Consider the following 16,108-nt stretch of genomic DNA (forward strand, 5'->3'; position numbering starts at 1 on the left):
ATGGCCTGAAGGCCCTCAGGGCGGCAACCACCGTTCCCTGCGCCGGTGCAGCGCCATCGGCCCCGTCCCTGATCATCTTCATTGGACCGACCTCGCCACGAGCGCATCGGGCGGTGCAGGCCGGGCGGGTGACACGACCATTTGACGCTTGCCGGAAAACCGGCGCATGAGCGGGCGCTCCACCGCGTGATAGCTCACCGAGGCCAGCAACAGCGTCACCATCGTGGTCAACAGCAGGCCACCCACGCTGGCCAGCGGTGTGGTCCACATGTCGGGCCACAGCTTGGCGGTGACGGTCTGCACAGGCAGGTGCCACAGGTAGATGCCGTAGCTGATGTCCCCCAGCCAGACCATGGGCCGCGAGGCCAGCCAGCCCGTGCCGCGCATGGGCGCCAGCAGGGTCCAGAGAATGGCCGCGATGATCAGGGCCATCACCATCCGCCAGACCAGCGGCGACCAGTGCCCCCGGGGAATCGCACTGTGGAAATGGTTCAGTCCCCACAGCATCGCGAGGTAGACCAGCACCAGCACCGCCAGTAGCATCTGCCGCTGCCGTTCGGGCCACGGCTTTGCCAGCAAGTGCAGCGAAACGCCGGCAATGAAGGCCACTTGCAAACCCGCCAGGAATGGAAACACATACCGCAGGAACTGGTACAGATACTCCACATGCGGCACCAAGGCGCGCCCGAACTGGCCCAGCAGTTGGGCCCCCACCACCAAGGCCAGCAACAGCAGGATGTGGGTGCGGCGCAGCAGCATCAGCAGCCAGGGCAGCAGCAGGTAGAACGAGAACTCGACCACCAGCGTCCAATACACCCCGTTCAGACTGCGGTACCCCCACGGCAAGGGGCGAAGCCACAGGACGGCGTTGCCGAAAACCTGGGTCCAGTCGATACTGGCCATGAGCCCGAGGGCATACAGCAGGGGGACCAGGGTCAGCAACTGCAGCCACAGCGCCGGGAAAATGCGCACGCTCCGGCGCCACCAGAAGCGCAACACTTCGCCCGGGCTCAGGGACTTTGCCCACAAAGTGCCAGCGAGCACGAAACCCGACAGCACAAAGAACCAGTCCACACCGATCCAGCCCGTGCGAACGAGAAACGAAAGATCCCAGCGGGCGCCTAACACCGGCACATCACTCAGGAACTGGACCAAGCCCGGAAATGGACTGGCCGAATGAAACAGCAGCACCAGGATGGCGGCCATGCCCCTGACGCCATGCAACGCGAAATTGAATGCCATGCCACGCGGGCATCACCACTGCATCGGCTTGCCCTGATTGCTTATGAATATAAGAAATCGCGCAATCTAACACACCGAATGGCTTCAAACGGGAAAGAGGAATCCCAGGCAAGCCCCGTGCGCGACAGCCTGCCGCCCCCCGCATCTGACACCCTGCGGGCAGGCAGCCCCTGCTCCTCCCTGCCGCCTCAAGGGCTACCCGATGGCCGCCCCTCAGCGGGTCCAGGCGATCGATAGATCCACGTCGGAAGGATACCCATCGTCGGCAATGTGGGACCGGTCACCCAAATAAAGAAGCCCGTCTTTGAGAACCATCAGTTGACCATATGGAGATGGTGGTGTCCCGACATTCGGGCTCGAAAATCCCCATTCCACCTTGTTGGCCAACCCGGCCGACGTCTCCCTGGTGCCTTTCGCCGTGCCATCCAGGTAGTACCACTCGGTGCCCGAAGCAGCACCGGAGCACTGGGTATTGGGATAGAGCGAGCTTTCCCAGGAGCCCCTCAGCGCATTGCCTGATGCCGTTCCGTCCTTGATACGCAACACCGTCTGACCCGAGAGGCTGTTGTTGATCACGAAACAGGGGCTCTTCCACAGACCTGCGTACTGCCTCAGGCTTGGCGCAGCCTCGCCACCACCTCCGCCACCACAAGCAGTCAATATGGTGACCAAGACCGCCAAGAGAGTTTTATGACATGCATTCACGTTTCCTCCTGAATTTTTTTTAGACCCAGTTGATCACAACCGGGCTCCGGCAACGGGGATTCTTTATTGAGCCAGCTTCTTGAAACGAGCGTCACTCACCACATCCTTGATCAGCCGTTGCACGGCAGGCACAAATGCCTGTGCAACCTCCTGACAGGCACGATCACCCACAAAGCTCGATTCAAATGGAAATTCCGAGCTTGTGCTGTAACCCTCATCACTCTCTGAAGATACTGTCACAGAGAAAAACCATTTCCCCCCACCAATGGCAGAACTGAAGTCCACCTTATCCAGTCGGCCTTTGATTCTGATCTTGGATCCGACATCGTAAACTCCCGCCAGTTTGAGTTCGTCAATCAGCGCCTTCTCGATATAGGCTTCATAACTTGGCTCCACAGTGACTGGCCCTGTCCCGCGACACATCAATGTTGTCAGGCCGGGGCTGAACGATTCAAACTTCTCAACAGCCACGGGTTTGATGCCAGCGGACTTGATGGCCTCGACATTCGCCACGGAAACACCATAAGGTGTGGTCTTGAATGCACACCCCGATGCCAGAGCACTCGCCAGAACAATCAGGAACAAAAAAACACGATTCCTCACCACAAACTCCTATTAAGAACAAAAATAAATTTTCTCCAAAGAGAATAATCTCGCAATTCCGGAAAACAGCTGACACATCGAATCGACCACGCGTCGCGTGCTATTCCAGCGTCAATCATGCCAACAGGCTCCTGACTGTCCATCCCCCATCTGGGAGAGGCGATTCGAAAAAGCGCCGCGTTTGTGCGTTGATGCACAGTCGCGCCCAATGGACGACCGTCTCTCAGCGGAGGACGGCATCAGGCCGTCAAGCGCTTCACTTCGACCGGTGGCAGCGCTTCTCGGCCTCTATCTGCTGACGCAGTGTTTTGCGCTCTTTGTCCGACAGCGTGACGCTGCTGGCCGAGGTTTCCAGGTTGCGGATCTGGTGCCAAGGCATGCAGTTTCGGGCATGGCCCTGGGTCGTTCGGCGGTAATGCGCATTGCTCTGGGCGGCCTGGAGCGCCGTCTTGCGACGTTCCTGCTCCCGTTGCGGGCCGGCGGCTTGCTGGGCCTGGGCCTGCCGCGCCTCAGCGGCCCGCAGGCTCTCGGGCGAGGGACGGCCGTCGCAGGTGAAATCCTGGAAGACCACGGTGCCGTCGGCTTGCGCACAACGGTGGACCTGGGCCCAGGTTGCCGTGCCTCCCAGCAAAGCGACCACGGTGATGAAGATTCTGGTTTTCATGGCCCATTCTGGCCCGCCAGAAAACACCGCGGTGGAGAGCCCTGCCGATCGTGCGCAGCCACCCGAGCAGCCTCCAGAACCTGTGCGGCCCGCGCAACGTCCAGCAACGTCACCAACTCCGCAGACAGCACCCGCGCCGCAAACTTCTGCGCGTCGGGCTCATCGGCGTTACCCATCGCGTCGCTCGCCACCGCCCCGTCGTGCAACAACAAGGCCAACCGGTAAGCGCGCTCAAGACATTCGGCGAGTTCGATAGCCGGCGTGGAAACGCCCGGGCTCGCCGGCTTCAACGCCACCACAGATTGATCGCCCCAAGCAACACGAAGCTGAGAAACACGCCCCGCTGAAAGGCCCTACCGTTCAACCGCGCGCGCAGACGGGCGCCGCACCAAAGCCCCGTCCATGCCGCGAACAGCGCCCAGACACTGGGCCATTGCCAGGCACCGGCAGCGGCCAGGCCGTGCAGGCGCCAAGCCAGCGCCAGCGTGGCCACCGTGAAAGACATGCCCAGCGCCTGCACAAGCGCCTCCTTGTCCAGCTTGAGCGCCTGCAGATAGGGCACCAGGGGCATCACAAACACCCCGGTCCAGGCCGTCACGGCACCGGTCAGCGCCCCGGCGGCCATGCCCCAGAACCAGGGGCGGCGCGACAGGTCAGGCAGTGCCGGCCGCACCAGCCCCCAGAGCCCGTAGGCCAGCAACACCCCGCCCAGAATCCCTCGCCCCGACGCCCCGGTGGCGGGCAACGGCGGCGTCACCACCGCGGCCGCCACCAGCAGCAGCCCCATCGGCCACAGCAGACGCAACAGCCGCGGTGCATCGCGCCCCCAGCATTGCGCCAGATTGGTGACCAGCGATGGCCATACCAGCAACGCAGCGGCCTGCCCAAGCGGCATCCACAGCCCCAGCAGGCTGATGGCCACAGTGGGCAGCCCCATGCCCGTCACCCCTTTGACGCTGCCGGCCAACCCAAAGACCGCGCCGATGGCGATGAACTCCCAGGTAATCATGCCGACATGGTCGGTTGCGACGGCCGGGTTGTGAATCACAAAGACCTGCGCATATCCTTCGGCTTTCCCGAAGGAACGAGATGCCCCCCCCCATGCGACCGGTCGACTTCCGCCTGGACCCGTTTGATCTGCGCTTGTTCATCGCCGTGATCGACACCGGCACCATCACCGCCGCCGCCCAGACCCTGGGCCTTTCGCTGGCGGCCGCGAGCACCCGGCTCAAGGGCCTGGAAGCGCGTGTGGGCACACCCTTGCTGGTGCGCACCAAGTCGGGCGCAGCGCTCACCGACGCGGGCCTGGCACTGACCGAGCATGCGCACCGCATCCTCTCGGGCATGGCCTCTTTGCATGCCGACATGAGCCGCTTTGCGGACGGCCTGCGCGGCACCCTCAAGCTGTACGGCAACACCTCGGCCGTCACGCAGGTGCTGCCGCCCCTGCTGGGCGATTTCCTGACGCGGCACCGCGCGATCGACCTGGACCTGCAGGACATGCCCAGCGAAGCGGTGCTGGAGGCGCTGCGCCGCGGCGCCTGCGATGTGGGCATCGTCGCCAGCCATGTCGACACCCAGGGCCTGCCCAGCCATCGCTGGGTCGACGACGATCTGGTCGCCCTGCTTCCCGGGCGCCAGCGTTCTGCCAAAGCCTTGTCGCTTCACCAGTTGTTGGAGCGGCCCTGGGTAGGCCTGCCCGAAGACAGTGGCTTGAGCCGTTTTCTCGCCCAGCAGGCGCGGCGCGGTGGCCGGTTGCCACACTACCGCGTGCGGGTCGGCTCCCTGGAGGCCGTGGTCGAACTGGTCGCGGCCGGCGCCGGTGTGGCCATCCTGCCGCAACGGGCGGTGCTGCGCAGCCCCCACACCGCCACACACCTGCGCGTGCAACCCCTGCAGGACGCCTGGGCACGCCGCCATCTGTGTGTGTGCACGACGCCGGCGTCGGCGGAACGACCGGCCGTGAGCGCGCTGGTGAACGCGCTGCGCCAGGCCCGCTGAAACGCTCCCCGGTTTGTATGCGCGGTGCTGCGCGCTCGCGTGTCAGCGATCCGATGTGGGCATGCGGCGCTGCAGCCAGTCCAGCAGCAGCCGGTTGACCGCTTCCGGCCGCTCTTGCTGCATCCAGTGCCCACAGTCGCTCACCGTGTGGCGCTCCAGGTCGGGCACGATGTGCTCCATGCCTCGGGTCGTGGAGGGCGGCAGGAAGCAGTCCCGGTCTGCGCACAGCATGAGCGCGGGCACCGTCACCTGATCGGGCCGTCCCTCGGTGTCGGCCCAGTTGCGCGGCAGATTGCGGTACCAGTTCAACGGTCCGGTGAAACCGGTGCGCCGAAAGGCCTGTGTGTAGTGAGCAATGGCGGCCTCGTCCAGAAAGCGTTCCCCCATGAGTTCGGGCACGCCGAGAAACAGATCGGCCGGCAACGCACGCGCGTGCACAGAACGCTGGTTGAATTCGTCGATGCTCATCGCAGGCCGGCGCATCAGGCGGTCGAACAGCGTGTCGAGGTTCGCTGTCAACAAGGCCTCACCGGCGCCCGGGGTCTGGAAGAACACCATGTAGTTGTCCGGTCCGCGCGTGCGGCGCATGGTTTCGGCCAGGTCGGTGTCGGTGCGCCGGGTGTAGGGCGTGCACAGCGACACCACGCCGTGCAGGCGGTCAGCGTGATCGCGCGCCAAGGTCCAGGCCAGTGCGCCGCCGAAGTCATGCCCAACCACCACGGCCTTGGCGATACCCAGTGCATCGAGCAGCCCCAGCACGTCCTGCGCCAGATTCGCCATGCGGTAGTCGGCCACCTCGCCATGTGCGCCGGTGTCGCCATAGCCGCGCAGATCCGGCGCGATGGCGCGGTAGCCGGCTGCCGCGAGCGCATGCATCTGTTGTCGCCAGGAATGGGCCAATTCCGGAAAGCCGTGCAACAGCAGCACAGCAGGCCTGTCCGTCAATGGACCTACAGGCTCAGCCACCTGTACCGCCATCTGTAATCCATTGGTGGATACAAAGACCAAAGGGGTCATCTGAAAGCTCTCCAGTGCTTCAAAAATAAGGGCAGCGCATGCTGCGCTGCAGCGTTTCAAGGAAGGACAAAACCGCTCAAGATGGATGGATAAACGTCGATATCGCTGCTTTGCGAAGTGCGCCATGACTGTCAGCCCTGCGCCCTCCAGCAATCCTTTGCTGGCCCTCCTGGACCTCATTTCCAGCGCGCTTGTCCTGTTCACGCCTGAAGGACGGGTGGCCTTCGCCAACCGTGCGGCCAAAAAGATACCGGCACGCCCGATTCTGAGTTTGCCCAGCGATCCGCAGATCAAGAATCTCATTCGCGACATCAGCCTGGGCGCGGGCCAACGCCAGGTCGAAGTCGATATCGACGTGAACTCGGATGAGGGCATGGTGCCGTTGCGCTGCACTTTTGCTCCGCGCCCCATTGCTGGCCTGGTGGCCATGGCGCTGACCGAGCGGCTGGTACTGCAGACGCCTGCCCCAGCGGACGAGCTGTCCACACCCGCACCCGCACCGCCTCCACGGATGAGCCTGCAGCAGATCATGGACCTGCTGGAAGACGAACTCATGGGCCCCCTGGACAGCACAGCTTCTGCCCTGCGCGACCTGAATCTGCTGGATGACCACCCGGCGGCCCTGGCCGTGCAGGTCTTGCGTGAGCGGCTCGACCGGCTCTCCGACCTGATCGGTATTTTTGGCGACGATGTGCTGATCGGCGACGACCGCATGGTCATGCCGGACATGGTGCGCGACATCTGCCAGGAACTGGCCCCGCTGGCCCGTGCGTCCGGTACCGGCTTCGTGCTCGAAGGCGACAAGGTCGATCTGCCCCCGGTCTATGGCAGCCAGCGGCTTATCCGGCGCGCGCTGATGGAATGCCTGCGCAACGCCATCGAGCACGCCGGCAAACCCAGCACCATCGACGAGAAAGCCTTGGTGCGTGTGCGCTTCCACTCGGCGGGGCATCACCTGCTGATCAACATCCGCAATCTGGGTGTGTTGCCCGGTGTCGCTCTCGAGCGCTACGCCCACGGCCTGTTCCGTCCGGTGGAAGAGCCGGCATCGGCTGCCGAGGAACCCACCCTGCGCATCGGGCTGCCCATGAGTCACCGCATCCTGCAGCTGCACGGGGGGCGGTTGCGCTACGACGGAACACCCGGAGAGATCGACGTGCGGCTGGAAATTCCCACGGGTGCCCGCCACCAGGACACACAGCAACTGGATCTGTTGCAGGCCCAGCTCTACGCGCAGGACCTGTCCCGCCTGATCGCCCGTTCACGCCCCCGGAGCCCCACATGAGCACCCGCATCCTGATCGTCGATGACCACCCCGACATCCGCAAACTGATCCAGTTGACCCTGGAGCACCTGGAAGACGCCGAGCTGCACGAGACGGACAACGGCGGTGATGGCTGGCGCCTGGCGCAGAGCATCAAGCCCCACCTGATCCTCCTGGACGTGATGATGCCCGGCGAACTCGATGGTTTCCAGGTGTGCCAGAAGATCAAGGCGGACCCCGCGCTGTCGCACACCAAAGTCATCCTGCTGACGGCCCGCGCCCAGCAGACCGACCGTGCCCTGGGTGAGCAGGTGCAGTGCGACGCCTACCTCACCAAGGCCTTCAGCCCCCTGAAGCTGCTGGAAACGGTCGACACCTTGCTCGGGCGATGCCGCTGATGCCTGCATCGAAAACCGCCATTCCCAGCCCCCGGCATGTGGCCATCCGAAAGCTTCAGTGCCTGGGCCACTGGTTGTCTCGCCAAAGCCTGCGCACGCAGGTCGACATTCTGGTCATCACGTGCACTCTGGCTTGCACCCTCCTGCTCAGTCTCTACGCCTACCAGCGCCTGAGCGTCAACATCCAGCAGGACGCGCGTGCCTGGGCGACCTCTGCGTCGCGCCTGGCGGCGCACCTGGCCACCAGCACCGATCCGAACCGGCCTGAGGACATCTCTTTCGCCGCCCTGACCGGTGTGCTCGAAGAGACCGCGTCGCTCCCCGGTGTTCGCGAAGTCCGTCTGGTACGTCCGGACGGCTGGCTCCAGGTCCAGTCCGAACGGCGCGACAACGCCACCGTGCGCAGCCTCTTCCCGCGCGGCCAGCGTGTGTCCCCTCCTGCCTCACCCCAGATCAACGGCCACAACACCATATCGGTTTACACGCTGTTGGCGGTTCCCGATATGCCCGACAGCATCCCAACGGCCACTGACTACCTGGAGCACGGCTGGATCGAAGTGCACGTGTCCACCCAAGGCGCGCTGCTGGGCGCTGCCTCCGAGTGGTTCACCAGTTGGCTGCTGACCATGGGGGCCCTGACCGCAGCGCTGTTCATCCTTCGGCGCTGCCTCATGAAGTCGATCGGGCCGATCATGGCCTTGGCCAAGCTCTCGACACAGATCGCTCAGTCGCCCGGCCTCACCGCCCACGTGCCCTGGAGCAGCCGCGAGGTGCGGCGGCTGGGTCTGGCACTCAATGCCGCGTCGCGTGAACTGGGGTTCCAGATCGGCCACACACAACGGCAACTGTCGCGCCTGCGAGCGGTGCTGGACACGGCCGCCGACGCCATCATCAGCGTCACGCCCCAGGGCCTGATCGACAACGCCAACCGTGCCAGCGAACACATCTTCGGCCCCACGTCAGGGGCCTTGCATGGGGCGCCGCTGACGCTGATCCTGCCCAGCCTGAGGATTCAGGAACTGGAGCAACTGATGCGCAACGGTACGCTCATTCACAGCACCCAGAGCCGTACCTGCCGGATCGAATGCCAGGCCCTGCGCGGCAATGGCACGGCGTTTCCGGTGGATGTGCTGATCAGCGAAGTCAACAACGATCCGGACATCCGCTACACCTGCATCGTGCGGGACCTGACTGACCGCAAGCTCGATCACGAGAACCTGACGCTCTACAGCCGCGCGGTCGACTGCGCGCTCAATGGCATCGTGATCAGCGACGCCCGCAAGCTGGCCCATCCCATCGTCTACGCCAATCGCGCCTTCAGCCGGATCACCGGCTATGCACCGCAAGATGTACTCGGGCAGGACCTGTCCATCCTTGACGGCGCAGCCACCAATCCGGAAGACCTGGCACTGCTGGCGGAGACCATGCACCGCGGAGGATCGCTCACGACCACGCTCGTCCACCACCGCCGGGAGGGCGCCCCTTTCCACAACAAACTGTCGATTTCACCTGTCCGCAATGACGCCGGAGTCATCACCCACTACATCCATGTGATGGAGGACGTCACAGGCCAGATCGAGGTCAAGCAGCGCCTGATCGAGCGCACCGCACGTCTCAACGCGGCCTTTCACCTCAGTCCCGACGGTTTTGCGGTGTTCGACAAGGACGGCGAACTCACCTCCACCAATCCTTCCATGCGGGCGATGATCGGCATTCCCCCGGAACAGTGCAATGGCCAGGAATTCGACGCGTGGTTCCGTTCGCTGTGCGAAAACCCCGAGACCTACCGGCCCGTCGAGCAGGTGGGCACCGCCAATCTGCGCGACGTCATGATCCTCACGCACCCCTACCCCCGCGTGGTGCAACGCGAAGTGCGGCGCAATCTGGCCGGCAGTGGCGAAACCATTCTGTACTTCCAGGACATCACGCAGCAAACGGAACTCGATCGCATCAAGAGCGACTTCCTGGCCACCGCAGCGCATGAACTGAGAACGCCGCTGGCCAGCATCCTCGGCTTCACCGAGCTGATGCTGCATCGCGAATACCCCGAGCACCAGCGGCGCGACCTCCTGCAAACGGTGCACCGCCAGAGCGAATTGCTGTCGCACCTGATTCAGGAACTGCTCGACCTTTCGCGCATCGAAGCGCGGCAAGGTAAAGACTTTCACATCGTTCCAACGCGGTTGGGTGACATCATCGACAACGCGGTGGCCGACATGGGTCACCAAGAAGCCGGTCGCACCATTCACGTTGAAGGGGCGCTGGCACTTCAGGTCATGGCTGACACCGAAAAAATCGAACGTGCGTTGCTCAACCTGCTGAGCAACGCGTTCAAGTACTCGCCCCCGGGCAGCCAGATCCGCCTGACGGTGGACACCGATGCGAGCGAGGGGGCGGCCTGTGCACGCATCCGGATCAGCGACGAAGGTCTCGGCATGACGCCAGCACAAATGGCGCGCGCGTTCGAGCGCTTCTATCGCGCCGACACCTCGGGCAGGGTTCCAGGCACCGGTCTGGGCCTTTCCATCGTCAAGGAAATCGCCGAGCTGCACGGTGGATCGGTTGGCCTCAGCAGCAAGCCGGGACAGGGCACCACCGCCACGCTGCGGCTGCGCCTGAGCCCCACCCCGCCCCAGGCCGACTGACCCAGCGCTGTCTCAATCAGGCAGGAACAGTGCCTGCACGTCGCTCAGAAAATCGAAGCCGAGGGCGGTGGGCATGACCTCGTCGCCCCGTACGGTGAGCCAGCCACGCTGTTCGGCCTCGCGCAGGCGGGCAGCCAGGCTCGACAGCGGCAGGCCGGTGCGGGCCGCGAAATCGGTGAGCAGAAACCCTTCACGCAGACGCAGGGCATTGAGCATGTACTCAAAAGGCAGGTCGCGCCGCGCCACCTCGTCGACGCTCACCACCGGATCGCCCGCCAGAGCCTTTTCCATGTAGAGCCGCGGCTCGCGCGCCCGCACCTGCCGCACCACGCGGTGCGCAAAACTGAGCTTGCTGTGCGCTCCGGCGCCCAGCCCCAGGTAGTCGCCGAACTGCCAGTAGTTCAGGTTGTGGCGGCTGCGATGCCCCGGCCGGGCGTAGGCCGAGACTTCGTAGCGCTGCAACCCGGCTTCGCCGGTGCGCTCGGTGATGCGGTCCAGCATCGCGTAGGCGTCGTCATCCTCCGGCACGGTCGGCGGAAACTTGGCGAACACCGTATTCGGTTCGATGGTCAGGTGGTAGATGGAGATGTGCGGCGGCTGGAAATCCAGCGCGGTGCGGATGTCCTGCTCGCATTCGGCCAGCGACTGCCCGGGCAGCGCGTACATCACGTCGAGGTTGAAAGTGTCGAAAGCCTGGGCCGCCTCTTCGACGGCGGCCAGCGCCTGGGCCCGGTCGTGCACGCGACCCAGGGCCTTCAGGTGCCGGTCGTTGAAGCTCTGCACCCCGATCGACAGGCGCGTGACGCCGGCCTGGCGGAAGGCGCGAAAACGGTCGCGCTCGAACGTGCCGGGGTTGGCTTCGAGCGTGATTTCGGCGTCGGCGTCGAGCCGTACCCGCGCCCGCAGATCGGCCAAGAGGCGATCGATCGCCTCGGGCGAAAACAGGCTGGGCGTGCCGCCTCCGATGAACACGCTGTGGACCGGACGACCCCAGATCAGCGGCAGCGCGGCTTCCAGATCGGCGCGCAGGGCATCCAGGTAGGCCTGCTCGGGCAGCGGTGCCCCGGCGGCGGCCGTGGCCGACCACTCGTGGGAATTGAAGTCGCAGTACGGGCACTTCTTCAGGCACCACGGCAGGTGCACATACAGCGACAGGGGAGGCAGGCCTTGCAGTTGCAAGGTGCCGGGGCGCATCCAGTGGCGGACGTCGCTCCAGTGGGGCGTTTCGCTCATGGCTGAGCGAACCAGCGGGTGCGCATCAGCTCAAGCATCTGCTGGGCGGCTTTGCCCCGGTGGCTGTGGGCGTTCTTGACCGCCGGTGGCAATTGCGCAAACGTCTGGCCGAATTCGGGCAGGAACATGACCGGGTCGAACCCGAAACCCTGCTCACCCACGGGTGCCTGCGTGATCAGGCCGGGCGCCCGGCCCGTGGCCACCAGCGGCTCCGGATCGTCGGCACTGCGCAGCGCCACCAGGGTGCTGACCAGCGCGGCACGCCGGTCGCTCACGCCCTGCATCTGTTCAAGCAAGGCCCGCACATTGTTGGTATCACCCTTCTCGTAGCCGAAGCGCGTGGCGTAGTAGGCGGTGTCGACCCCGGGTTGCCCACCAAAAGCCTCCACGCACAGACCGGCATCGTCGGCCAGCGCCGGCAGACCGCTCACTTGTGCGGCGTGCCGGGCCTTGGCCAGCGCGTTTTCGATGAAGGTGTGGTGGGGCTCGGGGGCTTCGGGAATCCCCAGTTCGGCCTGCCGCACCAGTTCCACGCCCAGCGGCGCAAACAGCGCCTGCAACTCGGCCAGCTTGCCCGGGTTGTTGGATGCAAGGACCAGCTTCATGCGCCCAATGCCGCCTTCTGGGCACCGATCAGTTCGCCAATGCCTTTTTCAGCCAGCGCCAGCAGCGCGTCCATTTCCTTGCGGGTGAAGGCCACGCCCTCGGCCGTGCCCTGCACCTCCACGTAGTGACCGGCGCCGGTCATGACCACGTTCATGTCGGTATCGCAGGCCGAGTCTTCCACGTACTCCAGGTCCAGCAACGGTTGCCCGTCCAGGATACCGACCGAGATCGCGGCCACGTGGTCCTTGATCGGCGACGCTGCCAGCTTGCCTTCGGCGATGAGCTTGTTCACCGCGTCCTGGGCCGCCACGAAAGCGCCGGTGATGCTGGCGGTGCGCGTACCGCCGTCGGCCTGCAGCACGTCACAGTCGAGCGAAATCGTGCGCTCGCCCAGGGCTTTGAGGTCGAACACCGCGCGCAGCGAACGCCCAATCAGGCGCTGGATTTCCTGTGTGCGCCCGGTCTGCTTGCCCTTGGCGGCTTCGCGGCTGCTGCGGGTGTGGGTGGCGCGCGGCAGCATGCCGTATTCGGCCGTCACCCAGCCTTCGCCGCTGCCTTTTTTGTGGGGCGGCACTTTTTCTTCCACCGACGCGGTACACAGCACCTTGGTGTGGCCGAATTCGATCAGCACCGAGCCCTCGGCGTGCATCGTGTAGCCGCGGGTGATGCGCACGGGGCGCAAGGCATTGGCGGCCCGTTGGCCAGGCCGGGAGGAAACAGTCATGGGAAAACCTCGAAATCAGTGATGAACAGGGTGATGAGCCGTCAGGCCGACAGGCCGGACGCTCAGCCCGGAATGCGGCAACACCGGCTCGACCGCGCCACCCCTGGGGTGCGGTGGTCACAGAGGTGACGAGCGCTACGCATTTTTTTCCGCTGTGCGCCGGATCGCCTCGTTGATTTCGGCAATCGAACGCTCGATCGCCTCGTCATCCAGATCCTCGACCGACGGATCGGGCACGCCCGACTGGATGGTCGAGGCGAAAACGCCTTCTTCGATGTCTTCGGTCGACACCCGGGTGGTCTGGAATTCGTCGGGCGTCTCCCATTCCATCGCCAGCACGGTGACGTTGTCGCAACGTGGACCGCCCCGTTTGAGGGCCATTTCGACCAGCTCAGGCACAGCGTGTTCGAGCGGATGCCGGGCCAGTTGGTCCGCAATCTCGAAATCCTTGACGGTGCTCCACAGCCCGTCCGAACACAGCAGCACCCGGTCGCCCTGTTGCAGTTGCACCGGACCGGAGACGTCGTACACCGGCTTGGCGGGCGAGCCCAGGCACGTGAAGAGGATGTTGCGGTTGATGTGCTCGGTGGAACGACCCAGGTGGGCCTGCTGCTCGATGTAGGAATGGTCGCGCGTGCGGGTCAGCAACTCCCCTTCGCGCACCAGGTACAGACGGGAATCACCGCAGTGAATCCAGTGCACGTGGTTGCGTTCCATCACCGCCGCCACCAGCGTGGTGCGCGGGGTGTCCAGCATGCCTTTTTCCGCAGCGTACCGGATGATCTGGTGGTGGGCAGCCATCAGCGCGCTGGAGAGGAAGTCCGGCACCTCGCGCACGGTCGGGCTGGCCGCCTTCTGGAAATAGGCCGAAAAGGTCTGCAGGGCCAACTGGGCCGCCATGGCACCCTCGGGATGGCCCCCCATGCCATCGGCCAGCACGAACAGCCCGGACTCGCGGGTATATGCATACCCCATGCGGTCCTCGTTGCGTTCGCGCCCTCCCTGCCGACTGATCTGATAGACCGAAAACTTCATTTGAAGCGGGTCCCTGCGGCGGTGGTCTTGCGGGCCGACCGTTTGTTGTCGGAAACGATGTTGTCGAACTGCAGACGCATCTTTTCAGCCACTGTCAGCTTGGTGTAGCTGCGTTCCGTCTCCCGACTGAGTTCCTTCTGCAAGGCAAACACCGACTGCGGGCGGGACAGCGGATCGAGCGACATGCACCATTCGACCACCTCGATCAGGTTGTCGGAATAAACACCGCGCAGACGCGACAGTGCCAGCGACAGACGGTCTTTTTCCAGCCGCTGAGGCGCATCGTTGGGCGGGTAGCCCTGCATGCTGGCGTAGATGCAGGCGCCGATGGCGTAGATGTCGGTCCACGGCCCCATGCTCGAGTCGCGCCGGTACATCTCGGGCGCGGCAAAACCGGGCGTGTACATCGGACGGATGAAGTTGCCCTCCTTGCTCAGCACTTCGCGGGCAGCACCGAAGTCGATCAGCACCGCGCGGTTGTCGTCGGTGATGAAGATGTTGGCCGGCTTGATGTCCAGGTGCAGCATCTTGTGCTGGTGCACGATGCGCAGGCCACGCAGCACCTCGTCGTAGAGCGAACGGATGGTCGACTCGCGAAACACCTTCTGCTTCTTGAGCTCGCGCGCGGTGATGATGAATTCCTGCAGGGAAGCCCCCTCCAGGTAGTTCATCACCATGTAGACGGTCTCGTTCTCGCGAAAGAAGTTGAGCACGCTCACCACCGACTGGTGGGAGATCTGCGCCAGCGCGCGCCCTTCTTCAAAAAAGCTCTTGAGCCCCAGCCGGTAGAGTGAGAGCTTTTCCGGCTGCACCTGGGGCAGCAGTTCACCAGGCCCGCGGGAAGCCAGCGACGATGGCAGGTATTCCTTGATGGCGACCTGCTGGCCCTCGGTGTCCACGGCCAGATAAACCACCCCGAATCCGCCCGCCGCCAGTTTCTTGACAATGCGGTAGCCGCCGATCACGGTGTCCGGCGGCAAGGGGGCGGGCTTGACCTTTGACATAATTTGAACGGCTTCCGGAACGCCTCGTTTTGGACCACTCAACTTCAGGGCCCCATATTCGATGGCAGTTTACAGCATGACCGGCTACGCCACAGCCCAAACTGGCGGGCCTGCGCAAGGCAGTTCCGACGCTCCCCAGGCCGCGCTCGGCCTGGAAATCCGCTCGGTCAACAGCCGCTTTCTCGATCTGGTTTTCAAGTTGCCGGAAGACCTGCGCGGCACCGAACCCGCTCTGCGCGAGCTGCTGTCCAGCCGGCTCAAGCGCGGCAAAGTGGAGGTGCGCGCCTGGATCGAAGGCCGCAGCGACAGCGGCCCGCCAGCCCCCAACCCCTCGGATCTGCAGCGCCTGGTGAACCTGCAGGACGGCATCCAGGCCTGGTGCCCCAAAGCCGCTCCGCTGTCGGTGGCCGAGATCCTGCAACTGACCTCGCGCCAACAGGCCCAGCCCGGCCGCTGGAACGACAGCCTGCTGACACTGGCCCAGACCACCCTGGACGGCCTGATCGAGGCCCGCGAGCGCGAAGGTCAGAAGCTGGCCGCCATGCTCAAAGACCGGCTCGTGCAACTGCGCAAGCTCGCCAAAGAGGCCCAGCCCCTGGTGCCCGAACTGGTGGCCCAGCAGCGGCAGCGCTTTCTGGACCGCTGGAACGAGGCCCTGGGCAATGCCGGCGCCGATGCCGCCAGCGCCAGTGCCCAGGACCGGGCACTCGCCGAGGCCACAGCCTTTGCCATCCGCATCGACGTGGCGGAAGAACTGACCCGCCTGGCCGCTCACCTGGACGAAATTGAACGCCTGCTCAAAAAGGGCGGCGAAACCGGCAAACGGCTGGACTTCCTGATCCAGGAGTTGCACCGGGAAGCCAACACCCTGGGCGCCAAATCCTCCAGCCTGGAGCTCACCCGCATCTCGGTGGACATGAAAGTCCTGATCGAGCAGATGCGTGAGCAAGTGCAGAACATCGAATGA

At 64.4% G+C, this 16,108-nt stretch carries 17 protein-coding genes; 5 read left to right on the plus strand and 12 right to left on the minus strand.

All coding sequences use genetic code 11. The annotated features are described in order from the left end of the window. Positions 1 to 78 precede the first annotated feature (78 nt). The 6 genes from QQK43_RS12615 to QQK43_RS12640 form a co-directional block, all read right to left on the minus strand. Positions 79 to 1,242 carry an acyltransferase family protein gene (locus tag QQK43_RS12615; protein ID WP_284308062.1) on the minus strand — a complete coding sequence of 388 codons (1,164 nt, stop codon included), beginning with the start codon at positions 1,240 to 1,242 and terminating at the stop codon, positions 79 to 81. Between the two features lie 213 nt (positions 1,243 to 1,455). Then, positions 1,456 to 1,818 carry a hypothetical protein gene (locus QQK43_RS12620; protein ID WP_284308063.1) on the minus strand — a complete coding sequence of 121 codons (363 nt, stop codon included), beginning with the start codon at positions 1,816 to 1,818 and terminating at the stop codon, positions 1,456 to 1,458. 192 nt (positions 1,819 to 2,010) lie between these two features. Then, the gene (locus tag QQK43_RS12625; RefSeq protein WP_284308064.1) at positions 2,011 to 2,532 is read right to left on the minus strand and encodes a hypothetical protein; all 522 of its coding nucleotides are present in this window, start codon (positions 2,530 to 2,532) and stop codon (positions 2,011 to 2,013) included. Between the two features lie 274 nt (positions 2,533 to 2,806). Next, positions 2,807 to 3,214 (minus strand): hypothetical protein, encoded by a 408-nt coding sequence (locus QQK43_RS12630; RefSeq protein WP_234266827.1) that lies wholly within the window; start codon positions 3,212 to 3,214, stop codon positions 2,807 to 2,809. After that, positions 3,211 to 3,510: a hypothetical protein gene (locus QQK43_RS12635; protein WP_234266828.1), complete on the minus strand. Its 300-nt coding sequence runs from the start codon at positions 3,508 to 3,510 to the stop codon at positions 3,211 to 3,213. Before QQK43_RS12635 ends, QQK43_RS12630 begins: the two co-directional genes overlap by 4 nt. Beyond that, complete coding sequence (locus QQK43_RS12640; RefSeq protein WP_284308065.1) at positions 3,501 to 4,223, minus strand: sulfite exporter TauE/SafE family protein; 723 nt, start codon at positions 4,221 to 4,223, stop codon at positions 3,501 to 3,503. The genes QQK43_RS12635 and QQK43_RS12640 overlap by 10 nt, the downstream gene beginning before the upstream one ends. An 80-nt stretch (positions 4,224 to 4,303) precedes the next feature. Between QQK43_RS12640 and QQK43_RS12645 the strand changes: the two genes are divergently transcribed. Beyond that, positions 4,304 to 5,215: a LysR family transcriptional regulator gene (locus QQK43_RS12645; protein WP_284308066.1), complete on the plus strand. Its 912-nt coding sequence runs from the start codon at positions 4,304 to 4,306 to the stop codon at positions 5,213 to 5,215. Positions 5,216 to 5,257: 42 nt separating this feature from the next. On the opposite strand, the gene QQK43_RS12650 is transcribed toward QQK43_RS12645, so the two are convergent. Continuing rightward, entirely contained in the window at positions 5,258 to 6,412 is a 1,155-nt protein-coding gene (locus tag QQK43_RS12650) for an alpha/beta fold hydrolase (protein WP_348533531.1), read from the minus strand. Between QQK43_RS12650 and QQK43_RS12655 the strand changes: the two genes are divergently transcribed. From QQK43_RS12655 to QQK43_RS12665, 3 genes are read left to right on the plus strand one after another with little or no spacing between them, the layout of a single operon-like run. Then, on the plus strand, positions 6,357 to 7,517 hold the full coding sequence (locus QQK43_RS12655) for a sensor histidine kinase (RefSeq protein WP_284308067.1): 1,161 nt from the start codon (positions 6,357 to 6,359) through the stop codon (positions 7,515 to 7,517). The genes QQK43_RS12650 and QQK43_RS12655 overlap by 56 nt on opposite strands. Beyond that, the gene (locus QQK43_RS12660; protein WP_284308068.1) at positions 7,514 to 7,894 is read left to right on the plus strand and encodes a response regulator; all 381 of its coding nucleotides are present in this window, start codon (positions 7,514 to 7,516) and stop codon (positions 7,892 to 7,894) included. The genes QQK43_RS12655 and QQK43_RS12660 overlap by 4 nt, the downstream gene beginning before the upstream one ends. Further along, a complete protein-coding gene (locus QQK43_RS12665) occupies positions 7,894 to 10,539 on the plus strand; it encodes a PAS domain S-box protein (RefSeq protein ID WP_284308069.1) in 2,646 nt (881 codons plus the stop codon). The genes QQK43_RS12660 and QQK43_RS12665 overlap by 1 nt, the downstream gene beginning before the upstream one ends. A 12-nt stretch (positions 10,540 to 10,551) precedes the next feature. Here QQK43_RS12665 and hemW read toward each other — a convergent pair whose 3' ends face one another. From hemW to QQK43_RS12690, 5 genes are all read right to left on the minus strand, one after another. Next, entirely contained in the window at positions 10,552 to 11,772 is a 1,221-nt protein-coding gene (gene hemW, locus QQK43_RS12670) for a radical SAM family heme chaperone HemW (RefSeq protein WP_284308070.1), read from the minus strand. Then, a complete protein-coding gene (gene rdgB / locus QQK43_RS12675; protein WP_284308071.1) occupies positions 11,769 to 12,377 on the minus strand; it encodes an RdgB/HAM1 family non-canonical purine NTP pyrophosphatase in 609 nt (202 codons plus the stop codon). Before rdgB ends, hemW begins: the two co-directional genes overlap by 4 nt. Then, positions 12,374 to 13,102: a ribonuclease PH gene (gene rph / locus QQK43_RS12680; protein WP_284308072.1), complete on the minus strand. Its 729-nt coding sequence runs from the start codon at positions 13,100 to 13,102 to the stop codon at positions 12,374 to 12,376. Before rph ends, rdgB begins: the two co-directional genes overlap by 4 nt. Before the next feature lie 135 nt (positions 13,103 to 13,237). Further along, the gene (locus QQK43_RS12685) at positions 13,238 to 14,137 is read right to left on the minus strand and encodes a PP2C family protein-serine/threonine phosphatase (RefSeq protein WP_234266841.1); all 900 of its coding nucleotides are present in this window, start codon (positions 14,135 to 14,137) and stop codon (positions 13,238 to 13,240) included. Then, on the minus strand, positions 14,134 to 15,141 hold the full coding sequence (locus QQK43_RS12690; protein ID WP_284308073.1) for a serine/threonine protein kinase: 1,008 nt from the start codon (positions 15,139 to 15,141) through the stop codon (positions 14,134 to 14,136). The genes QQK43_RS12685 and QQK43_RS12690 overlap by 4 nt, the downstream gene beginning before the upstream one ends. A gap of 61 nt (positions 15,142 to 15,202) precedes the next feature. On the opposite strand from QQK43_RS12690, the gene QQK43_RS12695 reads away from it, so the two are divergent. Beyond that, positions 15,203 to 16,108: a YicC/YloC family endoribonuclease gene (locus QQK43_RS12695; RefSeq protein WP_284308074.1), complete on the plus strand. Its 906-nt coding sequence runs from the start codon at positions 15,203 to 15,205 to the stop codon at positions 16,106 to 16,108.

This window comes from Hydrogenophaga electricum, from assembly GCF_030160815.1.
Taxonomy (GTDB): domain Bacteria; phylum Pseudomonadota; class Gammaproteobacteria; order Burkholderiales; family Burkholderiaceae_C; genus Hydrogenophaga; species Hydrogenophaga electricum.

Coding starts and splice junctions, on each gene's coding strand:
- QQK43_RS12685 (WP_234266841.1), bottom strand. CDS start 14,137: ATGAAGTTTTCGGTCTATCAGATCAGTCGGCAGGGAGGGCGCGAACGC.
- QQK43_RS12640 (WP_284308065.1), bottom strand. CDS start 4,223: ATGATTACCTGGGAGTTCATCGCCATCGGCGCGGTCTTTGGGTTGGCC.
- hemW (WP_284308070.1), bottom strand. CDS start 11,772: ATGAGCGAAACGCCCCACTGGAGCGACGTCCGCCACTGGATGCGCCCC.
- rph (WP_284308072.1), bottom strand. CDS start 13,102: ATGACTGTTTCCTCCCGGCCTGGCCAACGGGCCGCCAATGCCTTGCGC.
- QQK43_RS12655 (WP_284308067.1), top strand. CDS start 6,357: ATGACTGTCAGCCCTGCGCCCTCCAGCAATCCTTTGCTGGCCCTCCTG.
- QQK43_RS12665 (WP_284308069.1), top strand. CDS start 7,894: ATGCCTGCATCGAAAACCGCCATTCCCAGCCCCCGGCATGTGGCCATC.
- QQK43_RS12615 (WP_284308062.1), bottom strand. CDS start 1,242: ATGGCATTCAATTTCGCGTTGCATGGCGTCAGGGGCATGGCCGCCATC.
- QQK43_RS12695 (WP_284308074.1), top strand. CDS start 15,203: ATGGCAGTTTACAGCATGACCGGCTACGCCACAGCCCAAACTGGCGGG.
- QQK43_RS12660 (WP_284308068.1), top strand. CDS start 7,514: ATGAGCACCCGCATCCTGATCGTCGATGACCACCCCGACATCCGCAAA.
- QQK43_RS12645 (WP_284308066.1), top strand. CDS start 4,304: ATGCCCCCCCCCATGCGACCGGTCGACTTCCGCCTGGACCCGTTTGAT.
- QQK43_RS12630 (WP_234266827.1), bottom strand. CDS start 3,214: ATGAAAACCAGAATCTTCATCACCGTGGTCGCTTTGCTGGGAGGCACG.
- rdgB (WP_284308071.1), bottom strand. CDS start 12,377: ATGAAGCTGGTCCTTGCATCCAACAACCCGGGCAAGCTGGCCGAGTTG.
- QQK43_RS12690 (WP_284308073.1), bottom strand. CDS start 15,141: ATGTCAAAGGTCAAGCCCGCCCCCTTGCCGCCGGACACCGTGATCGGC.
- QQK43_RS12650 (WP_348533531.1), bottom strand. CDS start 6,412: ATGAGGTCCAGGAGGGCCAGCAAAGGATTGCTGGAGGGCGCAGGGCTG.